Genomic DNA, 18,433 nt, shown 5'->3' with positions numbered 1-18,433 from the left:
ATTTGCGCTTTTCATTTGTTATACATTATCAATCAACCGGCACAACTAATTTAAATTGAAGGAGGTAGGCTCCTTGATTGATGTAAATAATTTCCATTACATGAAAATAGGACTTGCTTCACCTGAGAAGATCCGTTCTTGGTCATTTGGTGAAGTGAAAAAACCAGAAACAATTAACTACCGTACGTTAAAACCAGAAAGAGATGGCTTATTCTGTGAGAAAATTTTCGGTCCAACTAAGGACTGGGAATGTAGTTGTGGTAAATATAAAAGAGTACGTTATAAAGGCATGGTTTGTGACAGATGTGGTGTAGAAGTTACGAAATCAAAAGTGCGTCGCGAAAGAATGGGGCACATTGAATTAGCAGCACCAGTTTCTCATATATGGTACTTCAAAGGTATCCCAAGTCGTATGGGACTATTACTTGATATGTCACCACGTTCACTTGAAGAAGTTATATACTTTGCTTCTTATACTGTAATCGATCCAGGTCCAACTGGGCTAGATAAGAAACAACTATTAACTGAAGGCGAATATCGTGAATACTACGATAAATATCCTGGTAAATTCTCAGCAAAAATGGGTGCAGAAGCCATCCGTGATTTATTAAATAATATTGATTTAGAAAAAGAATTAAAATCATTACGTGAAGAATTAGAATCAGCAACTGGACAAAGATTAACTAGAGCAATCAAACGTTTAGAAGTTGTTGAATCATTCCGTCACTCAGGTAACGAACCATCATGGATGATTTTAGATGTGTTACCAATTATCCCACCTGAAATCCGTCCAATGGTTCAATTAGATGGTGGCCGTTTCGCAACAAGTGATTTAAATGATTTATACCGTCGTGTTATTAACCGTAATAATCGTTTGAAACGTTTATTAGACTTAGGTGCACCTGGTATTATCGTTCAAAATGAAAAACGTATGTTACAAGAAGCTGTAGATGCGTTAATCGACAATGGTCGTCGTGGTCGTCCTGTTACAGGACCTGGTAACCGTCCATTGAAATCACTATCACATATGTTAAAAGGTAAACAAGGTCGTTTCCGTCAAAACTTACTTGGTAAGCGTGTCGACTATTCAGGTCGTTCAGTTATCGTAGTTGGTCCTAACCTTAAAATGTACCAATGTGGTTTACCGAAAGAAATGGCGCTTGAATTGTTCAAACCTTTCATCATGAAAGAGCTTGTTGAACGAGAAATAGCGACTAACATCAAGAATGCAAAAGGCAAAATTGATAGAATGGAAGAAGAAGTTTGGGACGTACTAGAAGATGTTATCAAAGAACATCCGGTATTACTAAACCGTGCACCAACGCTTCACCGTCTAGGTATCCAAGCGTTTGAACCTACATTAGTAGAAGGTCGTGCGATAAGACTTCATCCACTTGTTACAACTGCTTATAACGCTGACTTTGATGGTGACCAAATGGCTGTCCATGTTCCTTTATCTAAAGAAGCACAAGCAGAAGCGCGTATGTTAATGCTTGCAGCACAAAACATTTTAAACCCTAAAGATGGTAAACCAGTTGTTACACCTTCTCAAGATATGGTACTAGGTAACTATTACTTAACACTTGAACGTAAAGGTGCAATGGGAGCTGGAGATATCTTTAGTGAAACAAATGAAGTTATTAAAGCTTACGCAAATGGATATGTACATTTACATTCACGTATAGCAATTCAAGCAAAATCATTAAAAAATCCAACATTCACTGAAGATCAAAATAACAAACTATTACTTACATCTGTTGGTAAAGTTATCTTTAATGAAATTATGCCGGAATCATTCCCATATTTAAATGAACCGACTAATTTCAATCTAGAAAAATCAACACCAGATAAATATTTTGTTTCACCTACTGATTTACCAGAAGGTGGCTTGATTGAATACTTAGAAGATGTTGAACTTGTTAAACCATTCAACAAAAAATTCTTAGGTGAAATCATTGCTGAAATCTTCAATAAATTCCATATTACAGATACTTCAATGATGCTAGATAAGATGAAAGATTTAGGATTTAAATATTCATCTCGTGCTGGTATTACAGTTGGTGTTTCTGATATCGTGGTTCTTCCTGAGAAAGAAGAAATTATCGGAGAAGCAGATCTTAAAGTTGAAAAAGTACAAAAACAATTTGGCCGTGGTTTAATCACTGAAAGCGAACGTTATGCAGCAATTATTGAAATTTGGACTAAAGCGAAAGATGATATTCAAGCTAAATTAATGATGTCATTAGACAGCTTAAACCCAATCTTCATGATGAGTGACTCAGGAGCGCGTGGTAACGCATCTAACTTCACTCAGCTAGCTGGTATGCGTGGTTTGATGGCTAACCCATCTGGTAAAATTATCGAGTTACCGATTAAATCTTCATTCAGAGAAGGTTTAACAGTACTTGAATACTTCATCTCAACTCACGGTGCTCGTAAAGGTCTTGCCGATACAGCACTGAAAACTGCCGATTCAGGTTACTTAACACGTCGTCTAGTTGACGTAGCACAAGATGTTATCGTCAGAGAAGAAGACTGTGGTACTGACCGAGGATTATTAGTTTCTGATATAAGAGAAGGTTCAGAATTAATTGAGCCATTTATTGAACGTATAGAAGGTCGTTACTCTAAAGAAACATTACGTCATCCAGAAACAGACGAAGTGATCATTAAAGTTAACGAACTTATAACAGCAGAAATTGCTAAAATAATCATTGATGCTGGTATTACTGAAATGCATATCCGTTCAGCATTCACTTGTAACACACGTCATGGTGTATGTGAAAAATGTTATGGTAAGAACTTAGCAACTGGTGAACAAGTTGAAGTTGGTGAAGCAGTTGGTACAATTGCTGCACAATCAATTGGTGAACCAGGTACTCAGCTTACAATGCGTACATTCCATACCGGCGGTGTTGCAGGAGCCGATATTACCCAAGGTTTACCTCGTATTCAAGAGTTATTTGAAGCGCGTAATCCTAAAGGTCAAGCGGTAATTTCTGAAATTAACGGTGAAGTAACTGAAATTACTATCGTTAAAGATCGTCAACAAGAAATTAAAGTTAAAGGCGAAAATGAAATCCGTACTTATAACGCTCCTGGTACTTCTCGACTTAAAGTTGAAGAAGGACAATACGTTGAACGTGGTGAAGTAATGACAGAAGGTTCAATTGAACCTAAAGGATTACTAGCAGTAGCAGGATTAAATGCTACACAGAAATACTTACTTAAAGAAGTGCAAAAAGTTTACCGTATGCAAGGTGTTGAAATTTCAGATAAACACGTTGAAGTTATGGTTAGACAAATGCTTCGTAAAGTAAGAATTATCGAAGCTGGAGATACTAAATTATTACCAGGTGCATTAGTTGATATTCATACATTTACTGATGCTAACAGAGAAGTATTCGCTACACGTAAACGTCCGGCGACTGCAAAACCTGTATTACTTGGTATTACTAAAGCATCTCTTGAAACTGAAAGTTTCTTATCAGCAGCTTCATTCCAAGAAACAACAAGAGTTCTTACAGATGCTGCCATTAAAGGTAAGCGTGATAACTTACTTGGACTTAAAGAAAATGTTATCATCGGTAAATTGATTCCTGCTGGTACAGGCATGAGAAGATATACTGGCGTTGACTTTGAAAAAGTTGAGAAAAAAGTTTCACCTCAAGAACCAGTCGTTACTGACTAATATATATAGCTGTTCTAGTATCTAGAACAGCTTATATTTTATTATAAAAACACCTTGAAATATATTGACTTTACGACTGTACGATGTTATTATTGTTAAGGTTGATGAAAGCAGACGCTTTGGAGGATATCAAATGTCTAATGAAAAAGCCTTAAGCTTAAATCAAGACAGTTATGTCATTGGTTTAAAACAGACCACTAAAGCATTATTGAAGCATGAAGTACGTAAAGTAATCATTGCTCAAGATGTAAATATTCATATTTTGTCTAAAGTGTTAACTGTAGCATTTGAGACAGACGTTCCAATAAGTTATAGTCCTAGTAGACAAGAACTTGGATCGCACTATGGAATAGAAGTAAATGCGACAGTTGTTGCATTGCTCAAATAAATTTGTAAGCTGTGCTTACTATTTTTATTTACCTTTAAATGAACCACCTGGATGTGTGGAATTAAGAAATGAAGAGAGGAGGACATTAAAGATGCCTACTATTAACCAATTAGTACGTAAACCTCGTACTAGTAAATCACAAAAATCAAACTCACCAGCGTTAAACAGAGGTTACAATAGCATGAAGAAAAAAATGACTACTGTATACTCTCCACAAAAACGTGGTGTATGTACTCGTGTGGGAACTATGACACCTAAGAAACCTAACTCAGCTTTACGTAAATATGCTCGTGTTCGTTTATCAAACAACATCGAAGTTAACGCGTATATCCCTGGTATTGGCCACAACTTACAAGAACACAGTGTTGTACTTATTCGTGGTGGACGTGTAAAAGATTTACCTGGTGTGCGTTATCATATCGTACGTGGTGCTTTAGATACTTCTGGTGTTGATGGACGTATGCAAAGTCGTTCACATTATGGTACTAAAAAACCAAAAGCTGCAAAAAAATAATCTAACGTTAAATTTCTGTAAATAACAGTTTTTTAAATGACGATAAATCAAATAAACTTTATAATAAGGAAGGAGGATTACGATTATGCCTCGTAAAGGTCCAGTTGCAAAAAGAGATGTATTACCAGATCCAATTCACAACTCAAAATTAGTAACTAAATTAATCAACAAAATCATGCTTGATGGGAAACGTGGTACTGCTCAAAGAATTCTTTATTCAGCATTTGAACTTGTTCAAGAACGTTCAGGTAAAGATGCAATCGAAGTATTCGATGAAGCTATCAACAACATTATGCCTGTACTTGAAGTAAAAGCTCGCCGTGTAGGTGGTTCAAACTATCAAGTACCTGTAGAAGTACGTCCAGAGCGCCGTACAACTTTAGGTTTACGTTGGTTAGTTAACTATGCTCGTCTTCGTGGTGAAAAAACTATGGAAGAGCGTTTAGCTAATGAAATCTTAGATGCTGCCAACAATACTGGTGGCGCAGTTAAGAAACGTGAAGATACTCATAAAATGGCAGAAGCTAACAAAGCATTTGCTCATTATCGTTGGTAAGATAGAACTTAGGACCCTAAGCGTTAAAATCATAAAGATCCCTTTACTAAGGTCATCTCTAGTTTTTTAAACTCTTAGGGTATCAAAGTATCTATACAAGCAACAACCAAATATCCAATGTTTTGGAAGGAGTAAGAATACTATGGCAAGAGATTTTTCTTTGAAAAACACTCGTAATATCGGTATCATGGCACACATCGATGCTGGTAAAACAACGACTACTGAACGTATTCTTTATTACACAGGCCGTATCCATAAAATTGGTGAAACACATGAAGGTGCTTCACAAATGGACTGGATGGAACAAGAGCAAGAGCGTGGTATTACAATCACTTCTGCTGCGACTACTGCACAATGGGATGGTCACCGTGTAAACATCATCGATACACCAGGACACGTAGACTTCACAGTTGAAGTTGAACGTTCATTACGTGTACTTGATGGTGCTGTAACTGTACTTGATGCGCAATCAGGTGTTGAACCTCAAACAGAAACTGTTTGGCGCCAAGCTACAACTTACGGAGTACCACGTATTGTATTCATTAATAAAATGGATAAAATGGGTGCGAACTTTGAATATTCAGTTGGTACATTACATGATCGTTTACAAGCAAACGCTCACCCAATTCAATTACCTATCGGTGCGGAAGATGATTTCAGCGCTATTATTGACTTAGTAGAAATGAAATGTTTCCAATACAATAACGATTTAGGTACTGAAATTGAAGAAGTTGAGATTCCAGAATCTCATAAACAACAAGCAGAAGAAGCTCGTGAAGCTTTAATCGAAGCTGTTGCTGAATCAAATGACGAATTAATGGAAAAATATTTAGCTGGAGAAGAAATTTCGGTCGAAGAGCTTAAAGCGGCTATCCGTCAAGCTACTTGTGACATTGAATTCTACCCAGTACTTTGTGGTACAGCATTCAAAAACAAAGGTGTTCAATTAATGTTGAACGCAGTTATTGATTACCTACCATCTCCATTAGATGTTAAACCAATTGTTGGACATAGAACTGACGGAGACGAAGAAGTAATTGCTAAACCTGATGACTCAGCACCTTTCGCTGCATTAGCGTTCAAAGTAATGACTGACCCATTCGTAGGTAAATTAACATTCTTCCGTGTATATTCAGGAACAATGGAATCAGGTTCATACATTAAAAACTCTACTAAAGGTAAACGTGAACGTGTAGGTCGTATCCTACAAATGCACGCTAACTCTCGTGAAGAGATTTCTACTGTATATTCTGGTGACATTGCTGGTGCTGTTGGTCTTAAGGATACTTCAACTGGTGATACTTTATGTGATGAAAAAGATGACATCATCTTAGAATCAATGGAGTTCCCAGAACCAGTTATCCACTTGTCAGTTGAACCTAAATCTAAAGCTGACCAAGATAAAATGACTAATGCATTAGTTAAATTACAAGAAGAAGATCCAACATTCCATGCACACACTGACCATGAAACTGGACAAGTTATCATCGGTGGTATGGGTGAATTACATCTTGATATTTTAGTAGACCGTATGAAACGTGAATTCAAAGTTGAATGTACTGTTGGTGCTCCAATGGTATCATACCGCGAAACGTTCAAAACATCTGCTCAAGTACAAGGTAAATTCTCTCGTCAATCAGGTGGACGTGGACAATATGGTGATGTTCATATTGAATTCACACCTAACGAACAAGGTGGCGGTTTCGAATTCGAAAACGCTATTGTCGGTGGTGTAGTTCCTCGTGAATACATTCCATCAGTTGAAGCTGGTCTTAAAGATTCAATGGAAAACGGTGTATTAGCTGGTTATCCATTAGTTGATGTTAAAGCTAAACTTTATGACGGTTCATATCATGATGTCGATTCATCAGAAATGGCCTTCAAAGTAGCTGCATCATTAGCACTTAAAGAAGCAGCTAAAAAATGTGATCCAGTAATCTTAGAGCCAATGATGAAAGTTGAAATCGTTATGCCTGAAGAATACATGGGTGACATCATGGGTGACGTAACAAGTCGTCGTGGACGTGTTGAAGGTATGGAAGCACGCGGTAACGCTCAAGTTGTTCGTGCATTTGTTCCACTATCTGAAATGTTCGGTTACGCTACAAACTTACGTTCTAACACTCAAGGTCGTGGTACTTATACTATGGTATTTGATCACTACGAAGAAGTACCAAAATCAATTTCAGAAGAAATTATCAAGAAAAACAAAGGTGAATAATTAATTCATTTTAATAAATTGATTTTTTCATCGAAATGATTTATAAATTAGATATAAGTTTCCTCATGATGGTGAGTAACCATCATGAGGCTTAAATAAAAAATAATTTTAATATGAATAGGAGAGATTTCATAATGGCTAAAGAAAAATTTGATCGCTCAAAAACACATGCCAATATTGGTACTATCGGTCACGTTGACCATGGTAAAACTACTTTAACAGCTGCTATTGCAACTGTATTAGCAAAACGTTCTGGTGACGGGGAAGCTCGTTCATACGCTCAAATCGATAACGCTCCAGAAGAAAAAGAACGTGGTATTACAATTAATACTTCACATATCGAATATGAAACTGAAAAACGTCACTATGCTCACGTTGACTGCCCAGGACACGCTGACTATGTTAAAAACATGATCACTGGTGCTGCTCAAATGGACGGCGGTATCTTAGTAGTATCTGCTGCTGACGGCCCAATGCCTCAAACTCGTGAACACATTCTTTTATCACGTAACGTAGGTGTTCCTGCATTAGTAGTATTCTTAAACAAAGTTGACATGGTTGACGACGAAGAATTATTAGAATTAGTTGAAATGGAAGTTCGTGATTTATTATCTGAATATGACTTCCCAGGCGACGACGTTCCTGTAATCGCTGGTTCAGCATTAAAAGCTTTAGAAGGCGAAGAAGCTTACGAAGACAAAATTATGGAATTAATGGATGCAGTAGATTCATTCATCCCAACTCCAGAACGTGATTCTGACAAACCATTCATGATGCCAGTTGAGGACGTATTCTCAATCACTGGTCGTGGTACTGTTGCTACAGGCCGTGTTGAACGTGGTCAAATCAAAGTTGGTGAAGAGATTGAAATCATCGGTTTAACTGAAGAATCTTCTAAAACAACTGTAACTGGTGTTGAAATGTTCCGTAAATTATTAGACTTCGCTGAAGCTGGAGATAACATCGGTGCTTTATTACGTGGTGTTGCTCGTGAAGACGTTAACCGTGGTCAAGTATTAGCTAAACCAGGTTCAATCACACCTCACACTAAATTTAAAGCTGAAGTTTATGTATTATCAAAAGAAGAAGGTGGACGTCATACTCCATTCTTCACAAACTACCGCCCACAATTCTATTTCCGTACTACAGACGTAACTGGTGTAGTTAACTTACCAGAAGGCGTTGAAATGGTTATGCCTGGCGACAACATCGAAATGAATGTTGAATTAATTTCACCAATCGCTATTGAAGACGGTACTCGTTTCTCAATCCGTGAAGGTGGACGTACAGTTGGATCAGGTGTTGTTTCAGTTATCGAAGCTTAATTCGATATTGAACAATCTTGATTAAACAAATAAAAGCTTGCTATGAGTTTTCTCATAGCAAGCTTTTTTTATTGTTCTAATTCTGAACTATGTTCAATTATTGATAAAAAGAGTTTAACGCTATTTTGTAGAGCTTGTTCATCTAGATCAAACTTAGGATGGTGGTGAGGATAATTTGCTTTAAGTGTTTCATTTCCAACACCTGTGAAGAAATAAGTTCCCGGTACATGTTGTAAGAAATAACCAACATCTTCTCCGCCGAGTGATGGAGGGAAATCATAAGCTTCTTCAACAGTATCAATTTCAGCTGCAAGGCTTTTAGCCCACTCTGTTTCTTTTTTATGGTTAATAACAGGTGGATAACCATCATGATAATTCAAATGACATTTAACACCATAGCTTGATTCGATGCCGTTTAATATACCATTCAATCGTTCTTTAATTTGTTCTTTCACGCTAGGTAAGTATGTTCTAATTGTGCCTGTCAGTTGTACTTTATCAGCGATAACATTGAATGCATTACCACCTTTAAATGTACCAAATGTGACAACGGCAGACTCTAAAGGATCTATCGTTCTAGATACAATGCTTTGTGCTTGAACGATAAGTGAAGACGCTGCAACAATTGGGTCTTTAGCTAGCTGTGGCATGGCACCATGACCACCTAAACCTTGGATATCGATTTCAAATGAATCAGCCGCTGCATATGCTGGTCCTGAACAAAAACCAACTTTATTTGCCTCTATATGACTTGCAGTGTGCGTACCAAAGATATAATCTACACCATTAAGCGCACCAGCTTCTATCATAGATTTTGCGCCACCTGGAAGTGACTCTTCGGCATGTTGATGGATTAAGACGACATTACCGTGAATGTCTTTTTCATGATTTTTAAGAATTTTAGCAGTTATTAATAAACTTGCTGTATGTGCATCGTGACCACAAGCATGCATGACACCGTCAACTGTCGATTTATACGGTACGTCTTTTTCATCTTGAATAGGTAACGCATCAAAGTCAGCTCTTAAAGCGATAGTCGGACCTTCATGGCCACCTTTAATATATCCTAAAAGGCCATTACCACCTACATCTTTTTTAACTTCAATACCTAAATTCTCAAGGTAATCAGCGATATATTTTTTTGTGTTTTCTTCTTGAAAAGATAATTCAGGATGTTGATGCAAATGTCTTCTAATATCTATTAATTCATCCATATATTCTGTAACTTCAGACGTTAAATTCATTTTGATAATTCCTTTCCATAAACTTAAATGTAGTTAATAAAAATACTCGTACGGCATTAATGAGTCCTTGTTCATCAATATCGAACTTAGGGTGATGGTGTGGATAGTCCGCTTTAAAATGTTCGTTTCGTGTTCCTGTATAGAAAAATGCACCAGGTACACGCTGTTGATAATAAGAAAAATCTTCTCCACCTAAACTTGCTTCCAATTCCACTAATTCTTGAACACTGGCTATTTCTTTAGTAGCTTCTAATATTAAATCAGTTTCTCTTTCAGTATTTACAACAGGCGGGTAACCTTTACTATATTTTAAATCGTATGTGACATCTGTAGAAGTTGCGATACCTTCGAGTACTTTTTTAAATCCTTCAATCACGCTCGTTTGAGTATTGGCGTCGAAAGTTCTAATCGTACCACCAATCTTACAAGTATCAGGTATGACATTATTTGTTTCTCCAGCATTAAACATTGTGATAGATAATACAGCAGGGGACAAAGCACTTGTTTTACGTGAAACAATATATTGTAAATCATTACATAATTGGATACCTGCAGCTAATGGATCAATAAGTTGATCAGGGTGAGCGGCATGTCCACCTCTACCTTTTAAAGTAATCCAAAAGTCATCTGGGATACCTGTCGTTGTACCATATTTATAGCCTATTTTCCCGACATCTAAGCTACTTGATACATGTTGTCCAATGATGGCATCAACGCCTGTTAAACAGCCGTCAGCGATCATTTGGATGGCACCACCAGGATCTACTTCTTCAGCATGTTGATGAAGAAATACGACACGGCCATTAATTTCATCTTTATGTTCAGATAATATTTTAGCGGTCATCAAGAGCACTGCAGTGTGTGCGTCATGACCACAAGCATGCATGACGCCATCAACGGTAGATTTGTATGGTGCGTCTTTTTCATCTTGTATAGGTAGAGCATCAAAATCAGCGCGCAAGGCTAATGTTGGACCTTCTTTATCTTTGTTGAGCGTGCCAACTACACCTCGGCCACCAACACCTTCTCGTACATCGATACCTAAATCTCGTAAATAGTTAGCGATATAAGCAGGTGTTTTAACTTCTTCAAAAGATAGTTCTGGATACATATGTAAATGTCTCCTGATTTCTATCATTTCATCATAATAATCTTCAACTTTTTGTAATAGTATATTTCTCATGATTATAGAACACCTTCTATCTCAAGAACTTTGATAAACATTTCAGTTGTGGTCTTCATTGCTTCTTCATCTAAATCAAACATAGGGTGATGATGAGGTGCTAATGAAGCTTTGTCCTCATTACCGCTACCAGTTAAGAAGAAACAGCCTGGACGATTGAGCAGATAATAGGAGAAGTCTTCGCCAATCATCATGGGTGAAATATCTTCGTAAGTTAAATTTAACGATGATGCTGCTTCTTTTACGACATTATATTGAGCATCGTGGTTTACAACTGTAGGATAACCTCTGCGATAATTAAATTCATACGTGGCGTTATTGGCTATACATAAACCTTTTAATAAGCGTTCAAGATCTTTTTCAATCGTGTCTTTAACTTCAGGTTTAAAAGTTCTAACGGTACCTTCAATTGTAGCTGTATCACTTATTACGTTAAAAGCACTTCCTGCGTCTATTTTACCAACAGTTATAACGCCTCTATCAATCGGATCGATATGACGAGATATGATTTTTTGTATGCTAGAAATATATTCAGCTACAATAACAATTGGATCAATTGAAGTATGTGGTTTGGCACCATGTCCGCCTTTACCTTTAATCGTTATTTCGAAAAAGTCAGGAGAAGCCATCATTTCAGCAGGCTTTGTCTTGATTGATGATGTTTCATGACCACTCCAAAAATGGTTTCCATAAATTTTATCCACGCCATCTAGTGCGCCATCATCCACCATTGCTTTTGCACCACCGGGATTTAATTCTTCAGCATATTGAAAAATAAAGACAACATTACCTTTAAGTAAATGTTGATGTTCATGAAGTAATTCGCAAAATGTTAAAAGTGTTGCCGTGTGACCGTCGTGACCACAAGCATGCATAACACCGTCGACAGTTGATTTATATGGAACGTCTTTTTCGTCCTGTATCGGTAAAGCATCAAAATCAGCTCGGAATGCGATTGTTTGACCAGGTTGATTCCCTTCTAACTTGGCGACAATACCACGCTCTCCAACGCGCTCTCTAATAGATAATTTATCTAACTTTTTTAGTTCAGATAAAAGAAAATCATGAGTTTTTTCCTCATGAAATGATAGTTCTGGATTCTTATGCATATATCGTCTGATGTCGACTAAACGATCGAATTTATTTTCTACTTTTTCTTTCCAATTTACCATGAATAAACCTTCTTTCAATTCCATCAAAATATAGTATGCCTATTGTAGCAAAGTTTATAGAAAATTTAAACAATTCAATTTGCAATGATAACGCTTAATTCTTTGATTTTGATGTGTTATGATTGATGAAAAGTGCTAAAGGAGACAGTGAAAATGGTCCAAACATTAAATACATTCTTAACAACTAACTTAAATGAATTGAAGGACAATGGTTTATATAATGAAATTGATATCGTTGAAGGTGCGAACGGTGCTGAAATTACAATCGGCGGTAAAAGTTATATCAACTTATCATCAAATAACTATCTTGGATTAGCTACAGACGAAGATTTGAAAAAAGCTGCTAAAGCTGCTATTGATACACATGGTGTAGGTGCCGGTGCAGTTCGTACTATTAATGGAACATTAGATTTGCATAGAGAATTAGAAGAAACGTTAGCGCAATTTAAAGGTACGGAAAGTGCGATTGCATATCAATCAGGATTTAACTGTAACATGGCTGCTATTTCAGCTGTCATGAATAAAAACGATGCAATACTATCTGATGAATTGAATCACGCGTCAATTATTGATGGGTGTCGTTTATCTAAAGCGAAAATCATTCGTGTGAATCATTCAGATATGGAAGATTTAAGAGCTAAAGCGAAAGAAGCCGTTGAATCTGGACAGTATAATAAAGTAATGTATATCACAGACGGTGTATTCTCAATGGATGGGGACGTTGCTAAGTTACCTGAAATTGTTGAAATAGCTGAAGAATTTGGCTTAATCACATATGTAGATGATGCGCATGGTTCAGGTGTAATGGGTAAAGGTGCCGGAACTGTTAAACATTTTGGTTTACAAGATAAAATAGACTTCCAAATTGGTACACTTTCTAAAGCTATTGGTGTAGTAGGGGGCTATGTAGCAGGTACTAAAGATTTAATTGATTGGTTAAAAGTTGCATCAAGACCATTCTTATTCTCTACTTCTTTAGCTCCTGGAGATACGAAAGCAATTACAGAGTCAGTTAAAAAATTAATGGCTTCAACTGAATTGCATGATAAATTATGGGATAATGCTCATTACTTAAAAGAAGGCTTAAAAACAAAAGGCTTTGATATTGGTCATTCTGAAACACCTATCACGCCAGTTATTATTGGTGAAGAGAAGGAAGCTCAAACATTTAGTAAACGATTAATGGATGAAGGCGTATATGCGAAAGCAATTGTATTCCCAACAGTTCCAAAAGGTACTGGCCGTGTGAGAAACATGCCAACTGCTGCACATACTAAAGAACAACTTGATCAAGCCATTGAAACTTACGAAAAAATTGGTAAAGAATTAGGATTAATATAAATTTAATTTTTAACAAAGGGATGGGATATTAACATCCTAGATTAATGTAAAAGAGCGTAAATTCTTGATTTTAAGAATTTGCGCTCTTTTTAGTTTATCTTCTGAGTCTTCGTGCGATTTGGCTGTGAATTTATCAAGTCACGTCCCACATGATAAATAGCAAAAATTCTTTATAATATTCCTCACGATTTTGTGAAGTGCTGACGCCCAGGGGAATAGTATGTGAGAGAGACTACAGGCTCGAACCATACCCCTAGGCAAGCATGCACGAACAAAATCGTAAAATTTTTAAAACATATCACACTATATACTAAAAACAGTATCGTGATCTGTTGTTTTTATGTATTAAGTAACTTTTTTATCTTCGTTGTGTACTTCTGAAGTATACAAAATCGTTAAAATAATGTAGAATGACATTAAAGAAAGCGCTTTTGTTTTTCTTGGGAGTACAAATGAACATTCCAACAATACAGGAGGATTTTAAAATGAAAAAGATCATAATCACTGGAGCGTTAGGGCAAATCGGGACTGAATTAGTGATAAAACTAAGAAAGAAATATGGTAACGATAATGTTCTAGCAACAGATATTAGAGAACCAGAAAGTGATAGTGAAATAAATAACGGTCCGTTTGAAATATTAGATGTAACCGACCATGATAGATTTCAAGTATTGGTAAAGGAATTTGAAGGAGATACTTTAATGCATATGGCTGCATTACTTTCAGCTACAGCAGAAAAGAATCCATTATTTGCATGGAACTTAAATATGGGTGGATTAGTAAATGCACTTGAAATAGCACGTGAATTCGATATGCAATTCTTCACACCAAGTTCAATTGGTGCATTCGGACCTAATACACCTAAAGATATGACACCTCAAGTTACCATACAAAGACCAACATCTATGTATGGTGTAAATAAAGTATCAGGTGAATTATTATGTGATTATTACTTCACTAAATTTGGCGTAGATACAAGAAGTATGAGGTTCCCTGGCTTAATCTCTTATGTAAAAGAACCAGGTGGAGGTACAACGGATTACGCAGTTGAAATTTATTTCAAAGCGATACGTGAAGGCAGATACGACAGTTACATTGCGCAAGATACGTATATGGATATGATGTTTATGGATGATGCAATCGATGCAATTATTCAGTTGATGGAAGCGGACAGTGAGCGATTAATCAATCGTAATGCATATAACGTTAGTGCGATGAGCGTTGATCCGGAAACAATCAAAGCATCTATTCAAAAGAAAATGCCTGAATTTGAATTAGGTTATGATGTTGATCCAGAACGCCAAGCAATTGCTGATAGCTGGCCAAACGCTATTGATTCAACTTGTGCTAAAGAAGAGTGGGGATTTTCACCAAATTATGACTTAGATAGTATGACTGAATTAATGCTAAAAGCGATTAAAGAAAAAGATAATTTAGCAAGAAGCTAACTTTATCGTGTTTATTTTTTAAATTTTCCAAAAATTCATTGAATAACGCCTCCATGACTGATATACTTGTTAACATTAATTATTAATTAGCCTAGGAGGAATCATTATGTCAGAAACATTTTACGTAGAAAAGCGTGAACAGCTCAAAGAAAAACCGGACTTTCAAAATTTGGTCTTTGGCGAAATCTTTACTGATTATATGCTATCTATGTCATATAAACAGGGTGAAGGCTGGTCAGAGCCTAAAATTATTCCATACGGGCCGATTACTTTATCACCAAGTGCGCAAGGTCTTCACTATGGCCAAACAGTATTTGAAGGTATGAAAGCATATAAAGACGGCGATGATGTTACATTATTTAGACCGGATCAAAATTTCAAGAGAATTAATTTATCTTTAAAAAGACTTGAAATGCCTCAAATCGATGAAGAAAAAGTGCTGAATGGTTTATTACAACTTGTAGATTTAGAGCGTGATTGGATTCCAAGTGGAGAAGGACAATCTTTATATGTTAGACCATTTGTATACGCTACAGAACCTTACTTAGGTGTGCGTTCTTCTACGGACTATGAATTTTTAGTGATTCTTTCTCCAGTAGGCGCTTATTATGGTGCTGAGCAAATGAAACCAACAAGCATTTATGTAGAAGACGAATTTGTGCGCGCAGTAAGAGGTGGCGTTGGCTTTGCTAAATGTGGAGGTAACTATGCGGCTAGTTTAATTGCACAAACACGTGCTAATGAATTAGGTTTCGACCAAGTATTGTGGTTAGATGGTGTTGAACAAAAATATATCGAAGAAGTGGGAAGTATGAATATATTCTTCGTTATTGACGGTAAAGTTGTAACACCTGAATTAAATGGCAGTATTTTACCAGGTATTACTCGCAAAACTGTACTGGAACTTGCTCAAGAAATGGGCTATGAAACTGAAGAGAAACGATTATCTATCGATGATATTATTAATGCACATCAAGACGGTCGTTTAACAGAAATTTTCGGTACAGGAACAGCAGCAGTTATTTCTCCAGTTGGATTTTTAAAATACGACGATGTAGAAATTACGATTAATAATAATGAGACTGGTCCAATTACTCAAACGTTATTTGATGAATATACAGCAATTCAAACAGGTAAAAAAGAAGATAAACATGGTTGGAGAGTTGTAGTAGGAAAAGAAAGTCATATCGAAACAGTATAAGAGCTGAATAATCTTGAGCGGCCTACTAAATGTAGTGTCGCTCTTTTTAAAGGAGAAAAAAAGATGATTAAATGGTTATTGTTTGATAAAGACGGTACATTGCTTGAATTTGATGAAACGTGGTCAGAAATTTCATTAGTTATGATAGACCGATTTGTAGAAAAATATCACATTGATCATAAGCAATCTTTACAAGAAGAACTAGGTTATGTAAATGATAGATTTTTATCAAGTGGCATACTAGCATCAGGCACATTATCAGATATCATTAATGTGTTTACGAAATATGCACAAGAAAACGACAAACAAGAACTTGAAAAATGGACGGTTCAATTAAGTAAAGACTTAATAAGTGAATATGAACCTGAAACAATTGTTATTGAAGGATTGTTGGATACATTAAAAGCTTTTAAAGACAAACAATATAATATTGCAATCATTACAAGTGATGACATAGACGGTACAGAAAGATTCATTAAAGATGCAGGTGTCGAACATTTAATTGATGAAAAAATCACAGCATCCATAAATGGCTATCAAAAGCCAAATCCTAAAATGGTAGAAGACTTTTATAAAAAATGGGACGTATCACCAAATGAAATTGCGATTATAGGAGACACACCAACTGATATTCAAATGGGTAAAAACGCACACTTCAGAGCAGTTGTCGGTGTCCTTAGCGGTACGGGGAATAAAGAAGATTTAGCAGACGCAGATTATATTTATCAAGATATTAATGAATTTTATAAGCAAGAAGCGGAATGGAATAAATAACATGTCTTTCTTTATAAAAAGATCTCTTCACTAGCCTTAACTAATGAAGAGATCTTTTATTTTGAGAAAGGGATTGATGTCCCAAGCTTTATTTTATTTTACTCGTGTATCAATTGAACGATGAGTTTCAATGACATGAGCGATTTTATCTATAATGTGATTGATTGAATCTGGATCTTCGTATAAATCATAGTCATTAATATTTACACGAACGACGGGACATTCTGTGAAATTGTTAATCCAGTTATCATAGCGTGAGAATAGTTTTTTCCAATATTCTTCATCTGTTTCAATTTCCATTTGTCGACCGCGATTTTGTATACGTTGTATTACATCGTTATAATCACATTCTAAGTATATTAAGGCATCCGGTTTAGGGAAATATGGTGTCATAACCATTGCTTCAAACAAATCTCTATAAGTCGCATAGTCTTCTTTAGTCATTGTTCCTTGTTCTTCATGCATTTTTGCGAATATATCAACGTCTTCGTAAATTGAGCGGTCTTGTATAAACCCTCCACCGTATTCAAACATTCTTTTTTGTTCTTTAAAACGTTCAGCTAAAAAGTATATTTGTAAGTGAAAACTCCAACGTTCAAAGTCGTGGTAAAATTTTTCTAAATAGGGGTTGTTATCGACTTTTTCAAATGATGTTTTAAAGTTTAGTCGTTCGCTAAGTGCTTGTGTTAAAGATGATTTTCCAACACCAACAGTACCAGCAATTGTGATAATAGCATCACTAGGTATGACTTTATTTGTCATGTGTAATCTCTCCAATCAAAGGTTGTAATAATGTTAATACTTGTTGATAATCTGTGGTGTTATTGACGAAATCTAAGTGAGATGTATCTATTTGAATAGTATCAATTTCACTTTTTACTTCTTCATAGAATTGATTATAATCACTTTTGAGTTGTGCTAAGTAATTATTTTCAATTTGTGTTTCATAAGATCTATTTCGATGAGCAATGCGTTGTTGAAGGACTTCTAATGATGCATCGAGAAAGATAATTTGGTCAGGCATGCGAATATCTTCAGTTAAGATATCATAAATTCTACTAAATTTATCAAATTCAGTATCGTTTAAAGTGTTTTTTGCGAAAATTTTATTTTTGAAAATGTGATAGTCACTAACGATACCATTAATATTTTCTAAATCAGTTAACTGTTTGTAGCGATGGCATAAGAAGAACATCTCTGTTTGAAAACTCCATTTAGAAATATCTTCATAGAAATTACTTAAGTATGGATTTTCATCAACAATTTCAAATTCTTCAGTGTAATTTAGAGCTTTAGCAAGCTTTTTAGTTAAGGAGCTTTTCCCGACTCCTATTGGTCCTTCTATTGCGATAAAGGTTTTTTTCATATATATCTC

The 18,433-nt window shown here is 35.9% G+C and carries 15 protein-coding genes; 10 read left to right on the top strand and 5 right to left on the bottom strand.

Annotated elements, in window-relative coordinates; genetic code table 11:
• The first annotated feature begins 73 nt into the window (after positions 1 to 73).
• The 6 genes from rpoC (at position 74) to tuf (ending at position 8,695) form a co-directional block, all read left to right on the top strand.
• A complete protein-coding gene (gene rpoC / locus PYW35_RS12370; RefSeq protein ID WP_103322206.1) occupies positions 74 to 3,691 on the top strand; it encodes a DNA-directed RNA polymerase subunit beta' in 3,618 nt (1,205 codons plus the stop codon).
• Between the two features lie 133 nt (positions 3,692 to 3,824).
• On the top strand, positions 3,825 to 4,079 hold the full coding sequence (locus PYW35_RS12365; RefSeq protein WP_016911154.1) for a ribosomal L7Ae/L30e/S12e/Gadd45 family protein: 255 nt from the start codon (positions 3,825 to 3,827) through the stop codon (positions 4,077 to 4,079).
• Positions 4,080 to 4,170: 91 nt separating this feature from the next.
• Complete coding sequence (gene rpsL / locus PYW35_RS12360; RefSeq protein WP_016911153.1) at positions 4,171 to 4,593, top strand: 30S ribosomal protein S12; 423 nt, start codon at positions 4,171 to 4,173, stop codon at positions 4,591 to 4,593.
• 85 nt (positions 4,594 to 4,678) lie between these two features.
• The gene (gene rpsG, locus PYW35_RS12355) at positions 4,679 to 5,149 is read left to right on the top strand and encodes a 30S ribosomal protein S7 (RefSeq protein WP_016911152.1); all 471 of its coding nucleotides are present in this window, start codon (positions 4,679 to 4,681) and stop codon (positions 5,147 to 5,149) included.
• A gap of 142 nt (positions 5,150 to 5,291) precedes the next feature.
• Entirely contained in the window at positions 5,292 to 7,370 is a 2,079-nt protein-coding gene (gene fusA / locus PYW35_RS12350; protein WP_103322205.1) for an elongation factor G, read from the top strand.
• A gap of 134 nt (positions 7,371 to 7,504) precedes the next feature.
• Positions 7,505 to 8,695, top strand: coding sequence for an elongation factor Tu (tuf, locus tag PYW35_RS12345; protein WP_016911150.1), 1,191 nt, complete (start codon positions 7,505 to 7,507; stop codon positions 8,693 to 8,695).
• A gap of 68 nt (positions 8,696 to 8,763) precedes the next feature.
• On the opposite strand, the gene PYW35_RS12340 is transcribed toward tuf, so the two are convergent.
• The 3 genes from PYW35_RS12340 to PYW35_RS12330 are packed head-to-tail and all read right to left on the bottom strand — an operon-like array spanning position 8,764 to position 12,294.
• Positions 8,764 to 9,939: a M20 metallopeptidase family protein gene (locus PYW35_RS12340; protein WP_016911149.1), complete on the bottom strand. Its 1,176-nt coding sequence runs from the start codon at positions 9,937 to 9,939 to the stop codon at positions 8,764 to 8,766.
• Positions 9,923 to 11,122: an amidohydrolase gene (locus tag PYW35_RS12335; protein ID WP_103322204.1), complete on the bottom strand. Its 1,200-nt coding sequence runs from the start codon at positions 11,120 to 11,122 to the stop codon at positions 9,923 to 9,925. The genes PYW35_RS12340 and PYW35_RS12335 overlap by 17 nt, the downstream gene beginning before the upstream one ends.
• Before the next feature lie 2 nt (positions 11,123 to 11,124).
• Entirely contained in the window at positions 11,125 to 12,294 is a 1,170-nt protein-coding gene (locus PYW35_RS12330) for an amidohydrolase (RefSeq protein WP_103322203.1), read from the bottom strand.
• A gap of 153 nt (positions 12,295 to 12,447) precedes the next feature.
• Here PYW35_RS12330 and PYW35_RS12325 point away from each other — a divergent pair, with 153 nt between their 5' ends.
• The 4 genes from PYW35_RS12325 to PYW35_RS12310 all read left to right on the top strand — a co-directional run bounded on the left by PYW35_RS12325 (position 12,448) and on the right by PYW35_RS12310 (position 17,058).
• Positions 12,448 to 13,635 carry a glycine C-acetyltransferase gene (locus tag PYW35_RS12325; protein ID WP_103322202.1) on the top strand — a complete coding sequence of 396 codons (1,188 nt, stop codon included), beginning with the start codon at positions 12,448 to 12,450 and terminating at the stop codon, positions 13,633 to 13,635.
• Between the two features lie 485 nt (positions 13,636 to 14,120).
• On the top strand, positions 14,121 to 15,083 hold the full coding sequence (locus tag PYW35_RS12320) for an L-threonine 3-dehydrogenase (protein WP_103322201.1): 963 nt from the start codon (positions 14,121 to 14,123) through the stop codon (positions 15,081 to 15,083).
• 106 nt (positions 15,084 to 15,189) lie between these two features.
• A complete protein-coding gene (locus PYW35_RS12315; protein WP_016913184.1) occupies positions 15,190 to 16,284 on the top strand; it encodes a branched-chain amino acid aminotransferase in 1,095 nt (364 codons plus the stop codon).
• A 63-nt stretch (positions 16,285 to 16,347) separates the two neighbouring features.
• The gene (locus PYW35_RS12310; protein ID WP_103322200.1) at positions 16,348 to 17,058 is read left to right on the top strand and encodes an HAD family hydrolase; all 711 of its coding nucleotides are present in this window, start codon (positions 16,348 to 16,350) and stop codon (positions 17,056 to 17,058) included.
• A 93-nt stretch (positions 17,059 to 17,151) separates the two neighbouring features.
• On the opposite strand, the gene PYW35_RS12305 is transcribed toward PYW35_RS12310, so the two are convergent.
• On the bottom strand, positions 17,152 to 17,820 hold the full coding sequence (locus PYW35_RS12305) for a deoxynucleoside kinase (RefSeq protein ID WP_016912566.1): 669 nt from the start codon (positions 17,818 to 17,820) through the stop codon (positions 17,152 to 17,154).
• Positions 17,810 to 18,424 (bottom strand): deoxynucleoside kinase, encoded by a 615-nt coding sequence (locus PYW35_RS12300; RefSeq protein ID WP_103322199.1) that lies wholly within the window; start codon positions 18,422 to 18,424, stop codon positions 17,810 to 17,812. The genes PYW35_RS12305 and PYW35_RS12300 overlap by 11 nt, the downstream gene beginning before the upstream one ends.
• Positions 18,425 to 18,433: the final 9 nt, after the last annotated feature.

This window comes from Mammaliicoccus vitulinus, assembly GCF_029024305.1.
In the GTDB taxonomy this organism is placed as follows: Bacteria; Bacillota; Bacilli; order Staphylococcales; family Staphylococcaceae; genus Mammaliicoccus; species Mammaliicoccus vitulinus.
This window is presented reverse-complemented; position numbering and strand designations above follow the sequence as displayed.